General features: G+C 46.7%; 15 protein-coding genes. 13 read left to right on the forward strand and 2 right to left on the reverse strand.

Annotation, left to right across the window (positions count from 1 at the left end; translation table 11 throughout):
* The first annotated feature begins 10 nt into the window (after positions 1 to 10).
* The 13 genes from gspE to iagB all read left to right on the forward strand — a co-directional run bounded on the left by gspE (position 11) and on the right by iagB (position 14,686).
* Positions 11 to 1,495, forward strand: a complete 1,485-nt coding sequence (gene gspE / locus I2494_RS16230; RefSeq protein ID WP_218467890.1) for a type II secretion system ATPase GspE — start codon at positions 11 to 13, stop codon at positions 1,493 to 1,495.
* The gene (gspF, locus tag I2494_RS16235; RefSeq protein ID WP_218467891.1) at positions 1,495 to 2,703 is read left to right on the forward strand and encodes a type II secretion system inner membrane protein GspF; all 1,209 of its coding nucleotides are present in this window, start codon (positions 1,495 to 1,497) and stop codon (positions 2,701 to 2,703) included. Before gspE ends, gspF begins: the two co-directional genes overlap by 1 nt.
* A gap of 7 nt (positions 2,704 to 2,710) precedes the next feature.
* Complete coding sequence (gene gspG, locus I2494_RS16240; protein ID WP_218467892.1) at positions 2,711 to 3,187, forward strand: type II secretion system major pseudopilin GspG; 477 nt, start codon at positions 2,711 to 2,713, stop codon at positions 3,185 to 3,187.
* Positions 3,187 to 3,732 carry a type II secretion system minor pseudopilin GspH gene (gene gspH, locus I2494_RS16245; RefSeq protein ID WP_218467893.1) on the forward strand — a complete coding sequence of 182 codons (546 nt, stop codon included), beginning with the start codon at positions 3,187 to 3,189 and terminating at the stop codon, positions 3,730 to 3,732. Before gspG ends, gspH begins: the two co-directional genes overlap by 1 nt.
* Positions 3,713 to 4,090, forward strand: a complete 378-nt coding sequence (gspI, locus tag I2494_RS16250) for a type II secretion system minor pseudopilin GspI (protein ID WP_218467894.1) — start codon at positions 3,713 to 3,715, stop codon at positions 4,088 to 4,090. The genes gspH and gspI overlap by 20 nt, the downstream gene beginning before the upstream one ends.
* On the forward strand, positions 4,087 to 4,818 hold the full coding sequence (gene gspJ / locus I2494_RS16255; protein ID WP_218467895.1) for a type II secretion system minor pseudopilin GspJ: 732 nt from the start codon (positions 4,087 to 4,089) through the stop codon (positions 4,816 to 4,818). Before gspI ends, gspJ begins: the two co-directional genes overlap by 4 nt.
* Positions 4,815 to 5,825 (forward strand): type II secretion system minor pseudopilin GspK, encoded by a 1,011-nt coding sequence (gspK, locus tag I2494_RS16260; RefSeq protein ID WP_218467896.1) that lies wholly within the window; start codon positions 4,815 to 4,817, stop codon positions 5,823 to 5,825. Before gspJ ends, gspK begins: the two co-directional genes overlap by 4 nt.
* Before the next feature lie 14 nt (positions 5,826 to 5,839).
* A complete protein-coding gene (gspL, locus tag I2494_RS16265; protein ID WP_218467897.1) occupies positions 5,840 to 6,997 on the forward strand; it encodes a type II secretion system protein GspL in 1,158 nt (385 codons plus the stop codon).
* Complete coding sequence (gene gspM / locus I2494_RS16270) at positions 6,994 to 7,470, forward strand: type II secretion system protein GspM (RefSeq protein WP_218467898.1); 477 nt, start codon at positions 6,994 to 6,996, stop codon at positions 7,468 to 7,470. Before gspL ends, gspM begins: the two co-directional genes overlap by 4 nt.
* A complete protein-coding gene (locus I2494_RS16275; RefSeq protein ID WP_218467899.1) occupies positions 7,467 to 8,282 on the forward strand; it encodes a prepilin peptidase in 816 nt (271 codons plus the stop codon). Before gspM ends, I2494_RS16275 begins: the two co-directional genes overlap by 4 nt.
* A 503-nt stretch (positions 8,283 to 8,785) precedes the next feature.
* Positions 8,786 to 11,494 (forward strand): glycosyl hydrolase family 18 protein, encoded by a 2,709-nt coding sequence (locus I2494_RS16280; RefSeq protein ID WP_218467900.1) that lies wholly within the window; start codon positions 8,786 to 8,788, stop codon positions 11,492 to 11,494.
* 104 nt (positions 11,495 to 11,598) lie between these two features.
* Positions 11,599 to 14,175 (forward strand): chitinase, encoded by a 2,577-nt coding sequence (locus tag I2494_RS16285; protein WP_218467901.1) that lies wholly within the window; start codon positions 11,599 to 11,601, stop codon positions 14,173 to 14,175.
* Positions 14,176 to 14,251: 76 nt separating this feature from the next.
* Positions 14,252 to 14,686 (forward strand): type III secretion system invasion protein IagB, encoded by a 435-nt coding sequence (gene iagB / locus I2494_RS16295; RefSeq protein WP_218467902.1) that lies wholly within the window; start codon positions 14,252 to 14,254, stop codon positions 14,684 to 14,686.
* Between the two features lie 19 nt (positions 14,687 to 14,705).
* Here iagB and I2494_RS16300 read toward each other — a convergent pair whose 3' ends face one another.
* Positions 14,706 to 15,359, reverse strand: coding sequence for a winged helix-turn-helix transcriptional regulator (locus I2494_RS16300; protein WP_218467903.1), 654 nt, complete (start codon positions 15,357 to 15,359; stop codon positions 14,706 to 14,708).
* A 262-nt stretch (positions 15,360 to 15,621) separates the two neighbouring features.
* Positions 15,622 to 16,200 carry a division/outer membrane stress-associated lipid-binding lipoprotein gene (dolP, locus tag I2494_RS16305; RefSeq protein WP_179038526.1) on the reverse strand — a complete coding sequence of 193 codons (579 nt, stop codon included), beginning with the start codon at positions 16,198 to 16,200 and terminating at the stop codon, positions 15,622 to 15,624.
* Between the last annotated feature and the right edge of the window lie 6 nt (positions 16,201 to 16,206).

Consider the following 16,206-nt stretch of genomic DNA (forward strand, 5'->3'; position numbering starts at 1 on the left):
GGTGGATGATATGGAAACTTCGAGCAAAGACTTCAGTTCCTATAGTTATGCCAAAGAGAATGGAATTCTGTTGGATCAGGGCGAAGTTTACCTGCGTGAAGATACGCCCTTACAGGCGTTACTGGAAATGCGGCGCATACAGGAACAGGCATTTACTCCCATTACGTTGACGGTTGAAGCGTTTGATGAACGTTTGTCGCGAGTCTGGCAGCAGGGGAGCGGTGTGTCTCAACAAATGGTCGATGATATGGATGGTGATATCGACTTGATGGCGCTGACAGAAGAGATCCCGGATAGCGAAGATTTGCTGGATAGCGATGAAAACTCACCGGTTATTCGCCTGATCAACGCCATATTAAGTGAAGCGGTGAAAGAAGGCGCTTCGGATATTCATATCGAAACCTTTGAGCGTACTTTAAGTATTCGTTTTCGGGTGGATGGCCTGTTACATCCTGTTTTACAACCTGCCAGAAAGTTGGCTCCACTCTTGGTTTCCCGTATCAAGGTTATGGCCAAGCTGGATATTGCCGAAAAACGACTGCCTCAGGATGGCCGTATTTCTCTGCGTATTGGTCGTAAAGCCATTGATGTGCGGGTATCGACCATCCCTTCACAGTATGGCGAGCGTGTCGTTATGCGTTTATTGGATAAAAACAATATGCGTATGGATCTGGGCCAATTGGGGCTGGCAGATGATGACCGGGAACATTTGGAAGGATTGATCGCTAAACCACACGGCATTCTGCTTGTGACCGGGCCAACAGGTTCCGGTAAGAGTACCTCTCTGTATGCGGTGCTCTCTTCACTCAACAGCTTTGAACGCAACATTCTTACCGTAGAAGATCCTATCGAATATGAACTGGAAGGTGTCGGACAAACTCAGGTGAACCCTCGGGTCGAGATGACTTTCGCCCGTGGTCTGCGAGCGATTCTGCGTCAGGACCCTGATGTTGTCATGATCGGGGAAATTCGTGATAGCGAAACGGCACAAATTGCGGTGCAGGCATCGTTAACCGGTCACCTGGTCATGTCGACCCTTCATACCAATAGCGCTTGTGGTGCAGTTACACGTTTACGCGACATGGGATTAGAGTCATTTCTGATCGGCTCGTCATTATTAGGGGTTATTGCACAGCGTCTGGTGCGTCGTCTCTGTAAACACTGCCGTACGACTTCTGAGCTGTCTGCCAGAGAAAAGGCAATGTATAGCTTTTTACCGCAACCGCCAGATGTGATTTACCGTGCCGTTGGCTGTGAACAATGCCGTGACAGTGGCTATCAGGGGCGTGCAGGTATTCATGAGTTTTTGGTAATGAATACCGAACTGCGTCGCGCCATTAATGACAATCTGGATGAAATGACGCTGGACGATATATTGCGTAAACATACCCGAAGCCTGCGGCAGAACGGATTATTAAAAGTTATCAGTGGTGAAACCTCGATTGAAGAGGTAATGCGCGTCACTGCTGAGCAGAATGAATCCGGAGAAGCATAATGGCACATTACGCATGGCGGGCAACATTGCCAAACGGCAAAACTCAAAAAGGTACCCTACAGGCGGAAACGCCAAAGCAGGCACGCCAGCAGTTGCGTGAGCAGGGTATGACGCCAATAAGTATCGAAGAGACTAAAGCAGAATCGGGCAGTAAAAAATCATTCTTTGCGCGCAAAATTTCCAGTAACTCACTGGCGCTGTTTACCCGCCAGCTATCAACGCTGACCAATGCCGCATTGCCATTAGAAAGCGCACTGAAAGTTATCGCTCGCCAAACTGAAGACGAAGTCATGGCAAAAGCCATTGATGATATTCACGACAAAGTGGTGGAAGGCTACTCCCTTTCTGATGCGCTAAGTAATTATCCGCAGGCATTTGACAATTTATACCGCACGCTGGTGACCGCCGGGGAAAAGACCGGTCATCTGGGGGAAGTGCTCGACAAACTGGCTGATTACAACGATCAGCGTCAACAGATGAAAAGTAAACTGACTCAGGCAATGGTCTATCCCATTACTCTGACGTTAGTGGCAACAACAGTTATCTGTATTTTACTGGTAGCGGTTGTGCCACAAGTGGTTGAACAGTTTACCCATATGAAACAGCAGTTGCCGGTCACGACGCGAACGCTGATTGCCGTCAGTGACTTCTTACAAAATTATGGATTGTTCATTCTGATAGGAATTATCGCGGCGGTATTTGGGTTCCGGGCCTGGGTATCCAGAGGAAAGAACCGTCTGCGCTACCATAAATGGCTGGTGCGTTCCGCACCGATCAGCAAACTGGTGCGGGCAATTAACAGCGCTCGTTATATTCGAACCCTGAGTATTTTACAGGCCAGTAGCGTTCCATTGTTAGAAGCCATGAATATCTCGGTTGACGGGATAGAGAATCTTTATGCCAGAGAGGTACTTACCGAAGCTGCCGACAAAGTTCGCCAGGGAGCAACATTGAACTCCTCTCTGGAACAAACCCAGTTATTTCCACCGATGATGCTGTATATGGTGGCATCGGGAGAACAAAGTGGTGAGTTAGGGCCGCTGATGGAACGTGCTGCGGATACTCAGGATAAGGCCCTTCAGCATCGCATTACATTAACTTTAGCCGTTTTCGAACCCGCGTTGGTGATTACCATGGCGACCATTGTACTGTTTATCGTCATGTCAATTTTACAACCAATCCTGCAACTTAATAACATGGTGAGTTAAAAATATCATGAAAAATCAAACTATTAATCAAGATAGCACGCAGAGCCAGTCGGGTTTTACCCTGATGGAAATCATGGTGGTTATCGTTATTTTAGGTGTTCTGGCCAGTCTGGTTATCCCTAACCTGATGGGAAATAAAGAACGTGCGGATCGTCAGAAGGCGGTGAGCGATATTGTGGCATTGGAAAATACCCTCGATATGTACAAGTTGGATAACGGGCGCTATCCAACCACTGACCAGGGTCTTAAAGCGCTGGTGACTAAACCTGAACTTCAGCCAGTACCGAAAAATTATCGTTCAGATGGCTATATTCGTCGTCTGCCAACCGACCCATGGAACAATGATTATTTGATTGTTAGCCCTGGTGAACATGGGCCGATTGATGTGTTTTCCGTAGGCCCGGACGGTGAGGCAAATACTGCCGATGATGTCACCAACTGGGACATTGATAAGAAAGCTGAAGCTGAACCGGGACAAAAATAATGTCCAGCCATCGCTCCCGGGGATTTACGCTGCTTGAAGTCATGCTAACGCTGGTGATTTTTGCCATCAGCGCCACCATTGTGGTGATGACATTGCCTTCAAAAAGCGGGCCGGGGGTGTTTGGCGAACAGTTTAAGACGCTGGTGGATTATGGCTCAAGCAAGGCTGTCATGGAGGGAAGCATTGTTGGTCTGACGCTGACCTATCAGGGATATCAATTGATGATCCTGAAAGGGAACGGCGAAGGCGCTCAGGATAGCCTACAGTGGCAGCCGCTTGTTGCAGGCCGTATCACGACCAAAGGCGAGTTTCCGGAGGATCTGCGAATCACCATAGAGCCGCAGAAAATGGCTCTGAGTTTAAATGATCCTCCACAAGTTATTTTTTTACCGGACGGTGAGATCAGTCTGTTTCGGCTGACATTCGAGGGAGAGGACAGAAAAGATGTCTATTCTGTGGTCTCTCAGGGAGCATCTCCGGTTGAGGTGGTAAACGGTTACGGTAACGAAGCGAAAGAGGCACAAGATGCGAAAGAGGCACAATGAGCAAGGCATGACACTGTTGGAAGTCATGGTAGCCATGGCCATCTTCTCTTGTGCGGCGTTGGCTTTGATGAATACCGTAACCGTTAGTAGTCACTACACCGTACAGTTGGGAGAAACTTTACGGGCCAGTTGGGTGGCGGAAAATCAGATGGCGGAGGCACGATTAGCTCGCCGTACCTTTACCGATCAACCCAGTGGTAATGAAGAGATTGGTGGCCAGACCTGGTACTGGCAGGCGCGGCAGGCACAGATGCCGTCTGGCGTAAAAGTGAATGAAGTGAGCGTCTTTCGCGAAGGTGAAGAGGAACATCCGTTGGTTACATTGCGCGATGCTTCGCTGGTCGGAGGAACAAAATGAATGCCGTAAAGCGTGCCCGCCAGCAGGGATTTACCATGATGGAAGTCATCATTGCGCTGGTGATATTTGCCATGATCAGCATGATGGCGTGGCAGATATTAAACGGTTCAATGAGCAATTCCGCTGTGTCGGATGCGCAATCGGCTCGGTTTAACCAGTTGCAAATGACCTATAGTCGATTGGAACGTGATTTTTCACAGGCAATGCCTCGTGCCCCGGTTGGCAGCAGCGCAGCGTTTCAATTGAGAGACGGCATATTGGTACTGACCACTCAGGACAGCGTGGTTAGTCTGGGTAATCCACAAAGTGCAGACTTGATAAGGGTTTCATGGTGGCTGAAGGATAACCAGGTTTATCGTGGTATTGCTTCGGTACTGGATGGCGCCAGTGCCACTGACTGGACCAAGATCCCGATGATTGATCGTGTAAAAAAAATGGACTGGCGCTTTTTTAATGCTGACTGGCAGCCCCAGTGGGATGAAGCTGAAATGATCCCCAAAGGTATCGAGCTAACGTTAACACTGGAAGACGATACGGTATGGCGTTGGGTGTTTATGACTCCGGGCAATTGGCCTAAGGGTGGAACATCAAGCATCCAGGGGCTAAATGAAAACGATCCCGCTGCTGGTGAGCAAAAACCGGATGCAGATAAACCGGAAGCAGCAGCACCATCAGCAACACCACCAGCACAGGATGGCAGTTCGCCAGATGCCGGAGGTGCAAAATGAATCGCGGATCTAAAGGGCGTCAGCGGGGAGTGGCTCTGTTAGTGGTGCTGATTCTGTTGGTATTAATGTCGGTATTGGCTGCCCGCATTAGTCAACAATTTACGCGGAACTTACAGAAAATTCAGTTCCAACTGGGCCAGCAAACGTTGCGTTGGAACTCTGATGCGGCGGTGCAACTGGCGATTATCCGGTTGGGCGATGATTTAGCCGACGGGAAAAAGCCCAGCTCACTGGATCAATCCTGGGCTCAACCGGTAAATGTCAAAACGGAAGATTATCAATTAGATAGTCAGGTGTTTGATGCACAAACCTGCTTTAACGTAAACAGCCTGCTGACACCGGATAACAGTGCCACTTCATCGCTTCCCGGTGAAAAGGCGATGACTCAAAAAGTAGTGGAATACCTGATGACCAGCGCCGGTATTAATTCGGCGACGGCAGAAACGCTGTTTAACGAACTGACGGTATATTTAGGTATTGATAGCGGCACTGATAACAGTAAAGCCAGTTCGGCGATGGAAGCCTTTAAAACTCAGCAACCGCCAAGGGTACCTGCAAAGCAGATGATGTACTCCATCAGTGAACTGAAGTTACTGCCAGGATTTCCGCTGGAGTCTTATGCCAGACTGAGCAAATTGCTCTGTGCATTACCCAATACGAAAACCAAAGTGAATATTAATTCACTGACAGAACAGCAGGCTCCTTTGCTTTCAGGGTTATTTTTAGGGGAGCTTACGGTTGATGACGCCAGTCAGTTAATTAGTAAGCGGCCCGAGAGTGGATGGGAAACCGTTGAGGCATTTCAAGCCCAGTTGGAAAAGCAGTTTCCGGTGAAAGCTAAAGAGACCGCTGCGGATAGTTATATGACAGTGAACAGTAATTTCTTCACCGTTTATACCACCGGGCGTACGGACAATCTGACACTGCGATTTGTTGATAATTTGTACCTAGATGAAGAGACCAGAGAGGCTAGCCGCTGGTTACATCGATATCGAACTATTGAGTAGTAGGGATATTTATAATGAAACAGGCACTTTTTATCAGATTAGGTTCAACACCGGATTCGCCAGTTTGGTGGTGTGCTCTGCAGGCTGGAGTGGCATCAACCCCTGAGCGTCTGGATGGCTGGGATCAATTATCTCAACTGAGATCACATCCGCTATCGCATTACGTTTGCCTGTTACTTCCTACCAGCGATCTGATCTTTCGCCGTTTTAAGTTACCTAAAAAATGGGCTCTGCATCAAACCCCTCAATTTACCTGGATCGCAGAAGACTCACTGATGGGTGAAATTGATGATTTGCACTGGACGGTTATGCGCCGTTCCGGAGGTGAACTGGATACCGTGGCGGTACGCAGTATCAAATTGCAGCAGTGGCTGGATGCCTGTGGGAATGCAGGACTTAAAGTGATTCAGGCATTACCGGATGCGCTATTGTTGCCGGAGAACCCTCAAGGTCATACCGTTGTTTCTTTGGAGGATCAGTGGTGGGTGCGTTATGACACGGGTGCCAGCGTAGTGGAAACACCACTGTTGTCCGATTTGCTGCTTCGTTTACCTCAGGGAACACGGCATAGCTATGGTGATTTACCGGAAGGGATAACCACTGATGAAGCTAACCCGTGGCAGCACCCGTTACTGTTAATTCAGGATCGCTGGCGAGCGGAGCGGCTAAATGTACTGCATGGTGTGTTTAGTCAGACGGATAACCGCGCTGAGATTTTAAAACGCTGGAAAAAACCACTGATTTTTTCTGTGATTTTGGCTTTTTGTTTGAGTCTGTTTCCTCAGTTTGCCGTGTTGTGGAATGTTAAAAGCCGCCAGAACGATCTGGCTCAGGAAACTCAGCAAGTATATCAACGTTACCTCCCCGGAGAGGTGCCGCCCAGCAATCTTAAATATCACTTTGAAAAAGGCATCAATAAAGCGAAAAGTGGATTTTTTACTCAATTAGAACAGCTGGATATGATGAAACAAGCCTATCCGGATATTGAGGTACGATCGGTGAAATATGACGGTAAGAGTGGAGCATTGACGTTGGATGTCAGCTCAATGGAAAAAGATCGGATCTCCGCATTTGTTACCCAAACTCAACCGATCTTTGGTTTTACTTTACAGCCGGGTTCGACAAATCCGCCCTATACCGGCGTCCTGACTGGGGGAGATGTCGCAAAATGAAAGAGAAGCTAATAGCCTATTTTAATGCTAAAGCCCCGCGGGAACGGGTATTGATGGTTTTAGGTGTGATAACCCTGCTTTGGGGACTACTGTTTTATGGTTTATGGATCCCTCTGCAGAATGCAGTACAGGATGGCTGGCAGGCTATCTCTCGTTCTCAGGATACCATTACCTGGATGCAGGAGCAGGCGGAAGAGCGTGATTTACCTGCTTATCAACTGATTGCTGACGATCCTAAACAGGCAATTGAACAGAGCGCTGCTCAGGCGAAAGTGACGCTGGCACAAATGCAAATGGCTGCCAACAGTGCCGATATCATCATTGATAATTTGCCTTTTGCTTCGTTAAAAAGCTGGCTGACAACGTTAAACAGCACCGCGGGTATTCGAATTGAGAACATCACCATGGCACCGGCAGATAATGCTGGGGGGGTGAAAGTTCAATTGAAGTTAGCCTGGGGCCCAAGAGGATGAATTCCACTGAGCAGCTATTTTTTCTACTGCGAGGGGAATATTTATGGCTGTTTTGTCTGCTAAGTCTGGTGCTGGGTGCCATTGTCGGTAGTTTCTTGGGCGTAGTGATAGAGCGTTTACCCTTGATGCTTAACCATCAGGAAGGAGAACCGGAGTTAAACCTGGCTCTGCCTCGCTCCCATTGCGCGCAGTGTTTGCACGTGTTGTGTTGGTGGGAGAATGTTCCCATCGTTAGCTGGTTGGCATTACGTGGGCGTTGCAGCCAGTGTAATAGTGTCATACCCGCCCGATTATTATGGATAGAGGTAATAACGGCACTGTTATTTTGTCTGATGGCCATATTAATGCCATCGCCGGAACGATTGCTATCGGCGTGGATACTGGTCAGTTTTTTATTGGCGCTTAGTCTGATTGATTGGTGGCATATGCTATTGCCGGATGCATTAACTCAACCACTGCTTTGGCAGGGGTTGCTGATTAATGCTTGTAGTGGTGCGGTCAATTTGTCTGATGCGGTGTATGGTGCCGTTGCCGGCTATCTGTGCTTGTGGCTGGTTTACTGGTTGTTTCGGTGGCTGACGGGAAAAGAGGGGCTGGGATATGGTGATTTTAAATTGCTGGCTGCATTGGGAGCATGGCTGGGATGGCAGGCTCTACCCTTTTTATGCCTTATTGCTGCCCTGTTGGGCATGGTTATTGGTGGCTGGAAAACCTGGCGGGCAGGAAAACAGATACCATTCCCCTTTGGCCCCTATTTAAGTATTGCCGGAGCAATATTATTTATATTTTATAATTCGCATATATATCTTTAACTTAATAAAAATAACACTTTTATTTTTTAAGTTTCAGGAATAAACAGATATTCATTGCTATTGTTTTAAGACTGGTGGAATTATTTTTTTATTAATGAATAAGTATGAGGGAATTATTATTTGAGATAATTAATGGCATTTTATCTGATAGTTGATTTTCACTATTCTCGCATAATGGTCGGTGCTTTTGTTTAAAAAAAGTACCCTGCAAGAATATGTATTTTTTTTCTTCGGGTATTCCCGAGGCGGTTCTGTATTTTTCATGTAGCTGAAAAATAATCGTTTTAATGGTTATTGTGTCTCATAAAAATAATGAAGAAAATATATCTGACTATTTATTATGAGGAAATCGATGTTTAATTAATTTCAGAGGAGTCTTTTTAAGTCTTTTTGATTAATTGAGGTCTGCTTTTTAATGATTTTTTAAGATTTAATGAGTGCTTTTTGTGTTTTTATTTCAGCATAAGGCAAGGTGTTTATTTTACTGATAAAGGTATTCATAAATGAAATTAATGAAACCCAATATTTTGGCATTAATGATTGCCACTCTGGCCGCGCCTGCATGGGCTGCTGTCCCTGGCAAACCGTCATTAGATAGTGGTAATGATAAGTTTGCCATTATTGAAGTCGATCAGGCCGCTGCATCCTATAAGGATCTGGTGAAGGTTCACGATAGCGCTACTGTTACAGTCGCGTGGAATATCTGGAGTGGCGATACCGGAAAAACAGCTAAAGTGTTGTTTGACGGAAAGGAAGTTTGGAGCGGTTCTGCCGGTGGTAGTACTGGCAAAGCCACCTTTGCAGTAAAAAAAGGTGGTCGTTATCAGGAACAAGTTGAAATCTGTAATGACAGCGGTTGTACCAAAAGCGACAGCAAGCTAGTGATTATTGCAGATACCGACGGCAGTCATCTGCTGCCACTCACGCCAGCATTGAAAGAAAAGAATAAAGCCTTCAGTAAACATACCGATAAAGTCGTCGGTGCCTATTTTGCTGAATGGGGTGTTTATGGCCGCGAATTCACGGTAGATAAAATTCCCGCAGCGAACCTGAACCATATTCTGTATGGTTTTATTCCGATTTGTGGCGGAGATGGCATCAACGACAGTCTGAAAAGTATCAGCGGTAGCTTTGAAGCACTACAACGTGCTTGTGCTGGTCGTCAGGATTTTGAGGTAGCCATTCACGACCCTTGGGCGGCGATTCAAAAACCACAAGCCGGCGTTACTGGCTGGGATGACCCCTACAAAGGTAACTTTGGCCAGTTAATGGCGTTGAAACAAGCCTATCCAAATCTGAAAATATTGCCTTCCGTTGGTGGTTGGACGCTGTCTGACCCATTCTACAAGTTAGGTGACAAAGCAAAACGCGACCGTTTTGTTGCGTCAGTCAAGGAGTTCCTGAAAACCTGGAAATTCTTTGATGGTGTGGATATCGACTGGGAATTCCCTGGCGGTGGCGGTGAAAATGCCTCTCTGGGTAGTCCTGAAGATAAAGCAACCTATACCGCATTGATGCGTGATCTACGCGCTATGTTGAATAGTTTGAGTGCCGAAACAGGTCGTACTTATGAGTTAACTTCTGCCATTGGTGTTGGTGGCGATAAGATCGCAAATGTGGATTATGGTACTGCTCAACAGTACATGGATCACATTTTCATGATGAGCTATGACTTCTATGGTGGTTGGAGCATGACCGATCTGGGTCACCAGACTGCTTTATATGCGCCATCCTGGAAACCTGACACTAATTACACGGTGGATAACGGCCTGAAAGCGATGCTAGCCCAGGGTGCCGATCCGAAAAAACTGGTCATAGGTGCGGCAATGTATGGTCGTGGTTGGACTGGTGTGCATGGCTACACGGCGGGTAATCCGTTTACCGGTACAGGAACCAATAAAGTTAAAGGGACATGGGAAGCGGGCATTGTTGACTATCGTCAAATCGTTAATGAGTACAAAGGTTCTGGCTGGACTTATACCTATGATGCGACTGCCGAAGCGCCTTATATCTTCAACGCTTCAACTGGCGATCTGATCACTTATGATGATGAACGTTCAGTTAAAGCGAAAGGGCAGTATGTTCTGGATAAAAATCTGGGCGGTCTGTTTGCCTGGGAAATTGATGCCGATAACGGCGATATCCTTAACGCAATGAATGAAGGTTTGCTGGGTACCAGCTCTGGCGGCGGCGGCGGTGGTGAAGTTACACCTCCGGCTCCGGTTAACCAACCTCCGGTAGCAACAGCAACCGACCAAAATGTAACCGGCCCGGTACAGGTTACTCTGGATGGCTCAGCCTCTATGGACCCTGAAGGAGGCAAGTTAACCTATCTGTGGAGCAAAGTGTCTGGCCCAACAGTCACATTAACCAATGCCGCAACTTCAAAAGCGAAGTTCAGTGCACCGGCAGTGACAACGGATCAATCCTATGTATTCCAGTTGAAAGTGACTGATGACAAAGGGCTGAGTAACACGATTGAAGTGAAAGTCGTCAACAAAGCACCTAAGCCAAATCAGGCACCGGTGGTTAACCTGACCGATAGTATTACTGTTGCGTCGGGTGAATCTGTCGAGCTGCATGCACAGGCAGGCGATCCAGATGGTGATAAGCTGACCTATCAATGGACAGTGCCGGGAGAACTTTCTCCGGGTGCAACCAATGCCAGCGATTTGACAGTCAAAGGACCAACGGTCGCTTCTGATACAACTTATAACGTATCTGTGATGGTCAGTGATGGTAAAACCAGTACTCAAGCCAGTACTCGCGTTACCGTAACGCCTCCTCCTGCCCCGGAACCAACTCCGGAGCCAGAACCAACTCCAACACCGAATCCGGATGAAGGTAACACTGGCGGCGGCGGAAGTGGTGGCGGTGCAACAGGTAGCTGTTCTAACCCTGTCGATCCGGCAGCAGCAAGTCAACCAGCGTGGTCAGCCTCTAAGGTATACAACGGTGGTGAAACAGTGAGTTTCAACAATCTGATATGGAAAGCGAAATACTGGACTCAAAACAACCAGCCTGGATTTGGTGCTGAACAGTGGGAATTGGTCAGTAAAGTCAAATTGTCCTGGCGTGCAGATATCGTCTATAACGGTGGTGAAACCACTTCCTTTAATGGTTCCGAGTGGAAAGCCAAATGGTGGACCAAGGGTGACGAGCCTGGCAAAGGTGACGTTTGGGTTAAACAAGGCGCTTCTGATTGTAAATAATCGTTGAGTCATCGGGCGTGCAGTACCAAAAGTATTGCACGCCATTTCCCAACCGATCGTTTTTGATGATGGTTAAAGAACCATTCTTAATCGGAGCTTTTATTATGAAGATGACGTTGCTATCGAAAACATTCATAGTGTTGGGTTTTTGTAGCATGGCCTCATCGGCCATGGCATTAGAAGCCTGGAGCGGTCAGGAAGGGAGTGATAACTTTCAGGTCATTTATTCCGGTAATGTTTATGCCAATGCATGGTGGGTCGGAGCAAGTGATTGTCCTGCCAGCTCAATTCAGAATCCTGATAGCAATGCGTGGCGTTTCGTTCGGGCAGCTACTGAGCCGGAAATAAAACAGTACGGTAATCCAACGACTTGTGATGTCTCTAATGGTGCGGGTGCCGTTGTTGCCCCAGGTTTTGATAATACACTAGCTTATACCAAGGACACTGTTGTTGCATCAGCAGGTGCTACCTATAAAGCCGTCGCAGATATTGCCGATCATACTTTTGAACCAGGAAAATCTAATCCCTGGAAGGCATATGTAGCAGCTCCGGGATGGGCAGCAGATAAAGTTTATGATGCCGGGGCTATTGTCATAGTTAATAGCCAGGGCTATTTGTCATTGTTCTATAACATCGGGGATAACCCCGCCAGCGTTGATAACCAAAGTCCGGATGGTAATAACGGTCGTCCATGGCAGCCATTGGGGCCATTAACTAACTTTACCGATCAGGAACTGGCTAAAGCACCAACGTTGAATCTGGAAACCACTTATGCAGCAGGAACCTTGGTTAAATATCAAGGTGTTCCTTATGTTGCCCAGTCGCAGGTTCATAAGGTGAAACCTGATGATAAAACCCTGTGGGAAATTTTCATTGACTGGAGCGGGACTAAAGAGTGGGTTGGTAAGCCAAATTCCACATGGCCAAAACATGTTTATGCTCCATACGTGGACTTTACCTTAAACAGTATTCCAGACTTAGCCTCACTGGCGAAGAGTCAAAATATAACCCACTACACGCTGGCCTTTATCGTGGCTAAAGATGGTAATACCTGTCTGCCAACCTGGGGTACAGCCTATAACATCAACGATTATACTCAATACAGAAAGATTAAAGAGCTGCGCGAAGCTGGCGGTGATGTAATGGTGTCTATTGGTGGGGCAAATAATACCCCGCTGGCAGCGGCCTGTAAAAACGTAGATGACCTACAGAAACAATATTATGACATTGTTGATAACCTGAATCTTAACGTTCTGGATTTCGATATTGAAGGTAACTGGGTTGCGGATAATGAGTCAATTCAACGGCGCAATGAAGCAGTGAAAAAAGTACAGGATCGCTGGCGTCAGGAAAGCCGCAAAGTAGGTATCTGGTATACCTTACCGATTCTGCCAACCGGATTAACTCAGGAAGGGATCTATGTACTGAATGATGCGAAAGCCAAAGGTGTGGATTTGGCGGGCATTAACGTAATGACCATGGACTACGGTAATAGCATTTGTCAGTCAGCCGGCACTGAAGGTCAGAATATTCACGCTAAGTGTGCCACATCAGCGGTGGATAATCTGTTTTCTCAGGTAAAAGCCATTTGGCCAGACAAAGACGATGCTGCGGTGAATGCCATGTTAGGCACGACACCAATGATCGGCTATAACGACGTTCAGGGTGAAGTATTCTTTATGTCCGATGCGAAAGTCGTTTATCAGCAGGCGAAAGATCGCAACATCGGTATGATTGGTATTTGGTCATTGTTCCGGGATCAACCGGGTACTGCCGGATACGTTGGGCCAGAAAATAGTGGTATGACCGAACAACAGGCGCCGATATATGCTTATAGTAAGGTTTTTGCTCCGTTTACTACTGCCAGTGATGGTCAACCAGTACCTCCGGTTAGCGGAAATGTTCCTCCGGTTGTCAATGCCGGAATTAACCAGACGGTGGATGGTGCACAAACTATCACGCTGGATGGTTCTGGTTCTACCGATCAGGATGGGGATGCATTAACTTATCAGTGGGAGCAAACCGGTGGGCCTGCGGTGGCTCTGAACGGTGCTGATGCGGCACAAGCAACCTTTAATGTCGAACAACCGGTACAGCACGCAACCTATAAGTTCCGTCTGACGGTTAAAGATCAAGAGCACAGTGCTTATGCGGATACCAGCGTCTCTGTGGTTAACGCAGCGCAGCCAATTGCACCAACGTTAACATTGTCACCAAGTTGGCAGGTACAAAGTGGGAGTCAGGTGGTGATTACTGCTACAGCGACCGATCCTGATAGTGTTGGTAATCAGCTAACCTGGAGTTGGACTATCCCGAGTGAATTAGCTCAGGTTACCGGACAAGGCACCAATACGCTGACGATTACGGCACCATCGGTCACCACAGTGAAGAGCTATCAACTGACGGCACGGGTTATCGATCAAAATAACCTGAGTGCAACGGCTAATACGGCGCTACAGATAAATCCTGTGGTACAACCAGCGCCAACACCGTCAGGGGATTATCAATATGTTTATCCAAAAGCTATCAGTAAATACGCTGCCGGAACTCGTGTATTAGCGAAAGATGGCAGCATTTATGAGTGTAAACCATTCCCATATTCTGGCTGGTGTAGTCAGGCGGCATGGTCTTACGAACCGGGTAAGGGCGTTAACTGGAAAGATGTCTGGGATAAACGTTAACTTTTGATTAAAACCAGTTATCGTCAGGGTTGGCGATAACTGGTAAATAGTAAAGCCCTATACCGGAGAGCCCATTATGAGAATTACAGCTTTCTTTGCATTTATGGCAATCAGCACCACAAGCTATGCAACCTGCTGGGATGAAGCCGCCGGGTATTTCAATATCGATCCCCGTCTGTTAAATGCAATAGCGCAAGTTGAGTCCGGTATGAAAGCCGATGCCTATAATTCCAATAACAATGGAAGCTATGATGTTGGGCTGATGCAAATTAACAGTTCCCATTTTTCTCGCCTGAAAAAACTGGGTGTGGATGAACATATATTGGTAAACGACCCTTGTATTTCTGTGTTGGTCGGCGCTTCCATTTTATCAGAAATGATTGGCCAATATGGCTACACTTGGGAAGCGGTAGGCGCTTACAATGCCGGAATGGGTGAAAAACGTCACGATTTGAGAATGAAATATGCTTATCGGGTATGGCAGCGTTACCAAAAGCTGAAAGAAAGATAATGGATAATCCTGATAGTGTTTAAAACCGTTCTGGTAACTTGCCAACGTGCTGTAATTTTCCATTTTCAATTTTGATATATCCCCCCTGCTTAAGTGCAGACAAGATATTCATAATGCGGCTGCGGGAAAAATTGGTTCGCTCCTGAATGTAGGTGTAGGCACTGGTGTTTTGGCGAATCCCCTCCGGTTCATGCATTAGCTGTAACAGGTGCAGGCATATTGATTCGTAAATAGAGATACCCGGCAGATTGAACTCTCTCTCTCCCAGAACCCGGATATAATAGGCTTGCAAATTAATTAGTTCTAATAATAAATCATTCTGGCGGATACTATCCACTGCCAACTCTACCGGTAATGAGCCCAACATAACGTTGGTTTCTGTACGTATAAAAAATTCATCCTCGCGCATATTAAAAGTAGCAATGCCTAGTATTGCGGGAGCATACATATTAGTTAATATCATGCCATCTTTATGTCGACATATAGACGCGCTGCCTTCCGTTAATAAAAGACAGAGTTGTACGCTTTTATCCGTAAGTTGAATTGTTCGATATTGTTTATAGGATTTAAAGGTGGCAAGTGGTGCTAAGACCTCCATCAACTTATTGATATGTTCTGTGGGTTTACCCTCCCGAGCTTGAAGATAGGTTGTTTTATCATTATCGGAATTCATTTTATGCCTTATATCATTATGTTTATGGGTAAATTAAGCATAAGCAAGAAACGGTAAATTTCACAGAAAACTGGACCGAAAAGTCTGAAATTTCAGTAATAGTGGGAATTGTTTGCGGTTGAACGCAGTGGCAGTTGATGGGTTTCGGTTTTCTTATGGATAATTCGACTGATACGCATGATTTAATAAGGCATCACAACGGACATTGATCTCTGCTGTGATGCCTTATAAAGACCGAATTAAATAATTTCAGGCCAGGTAATTACTTAACGTACTGGAATACGGTAATAACCTGTTTTACACCGCTCACTTCGCTGGCAACTTTCGCGGCTTCTTTACCCTGGGCTTCAGTCACCAGACCTAACAGGAAGACCTCACCATTTTCCGTTACTACTTTCACATTGCTGGATTTCACTTTGTCGCTGGTCAGCAGCTGTGAACGAATTTTAGTGGTGATCCAGCTATCGCTTGAAGCGGTACCGATTTCAACGGGTTTACCTTCACGGACTGCGTTATGAACTTCCTGAGCGCCATCTACACCGACAGCAATATTTTTTGCGCGTTCAGCCAGCTCTGCTTTTGGGGTTTGGCCGGTTAGTAAAACGCTGCCGTGGTAAGCGGTAGTGACGATACGGGCTTCTTGTTTAATTTCTTGATCTTTCGCAATAGCATTACTGACCCGGGCTTCTAATGTCACATCATCTACCTGTGTGCCTACAGTACGTGGGTCGGTTGCTGTTTTAGTGGCCACAGCTGCACTACCGGCGACAACAGCCACACAGCCGCTTAGCATAGTGGTACTCAGTAACATAGCCAACACGGTAAGGTTACGGATTTTCATTCAAAA

The sequence above is a fragment of the Limnobaculum allomyrinae genome, assembly GCF_016649425.1.
Taxonomy (GTDB): domain Bacteria; phylum Pseudomonadota; class Gammaproteobacteria; order Enterobacterales; family Enterobacteriaceae; genus Limnobaculum; species Limnobaculum allomyrinae.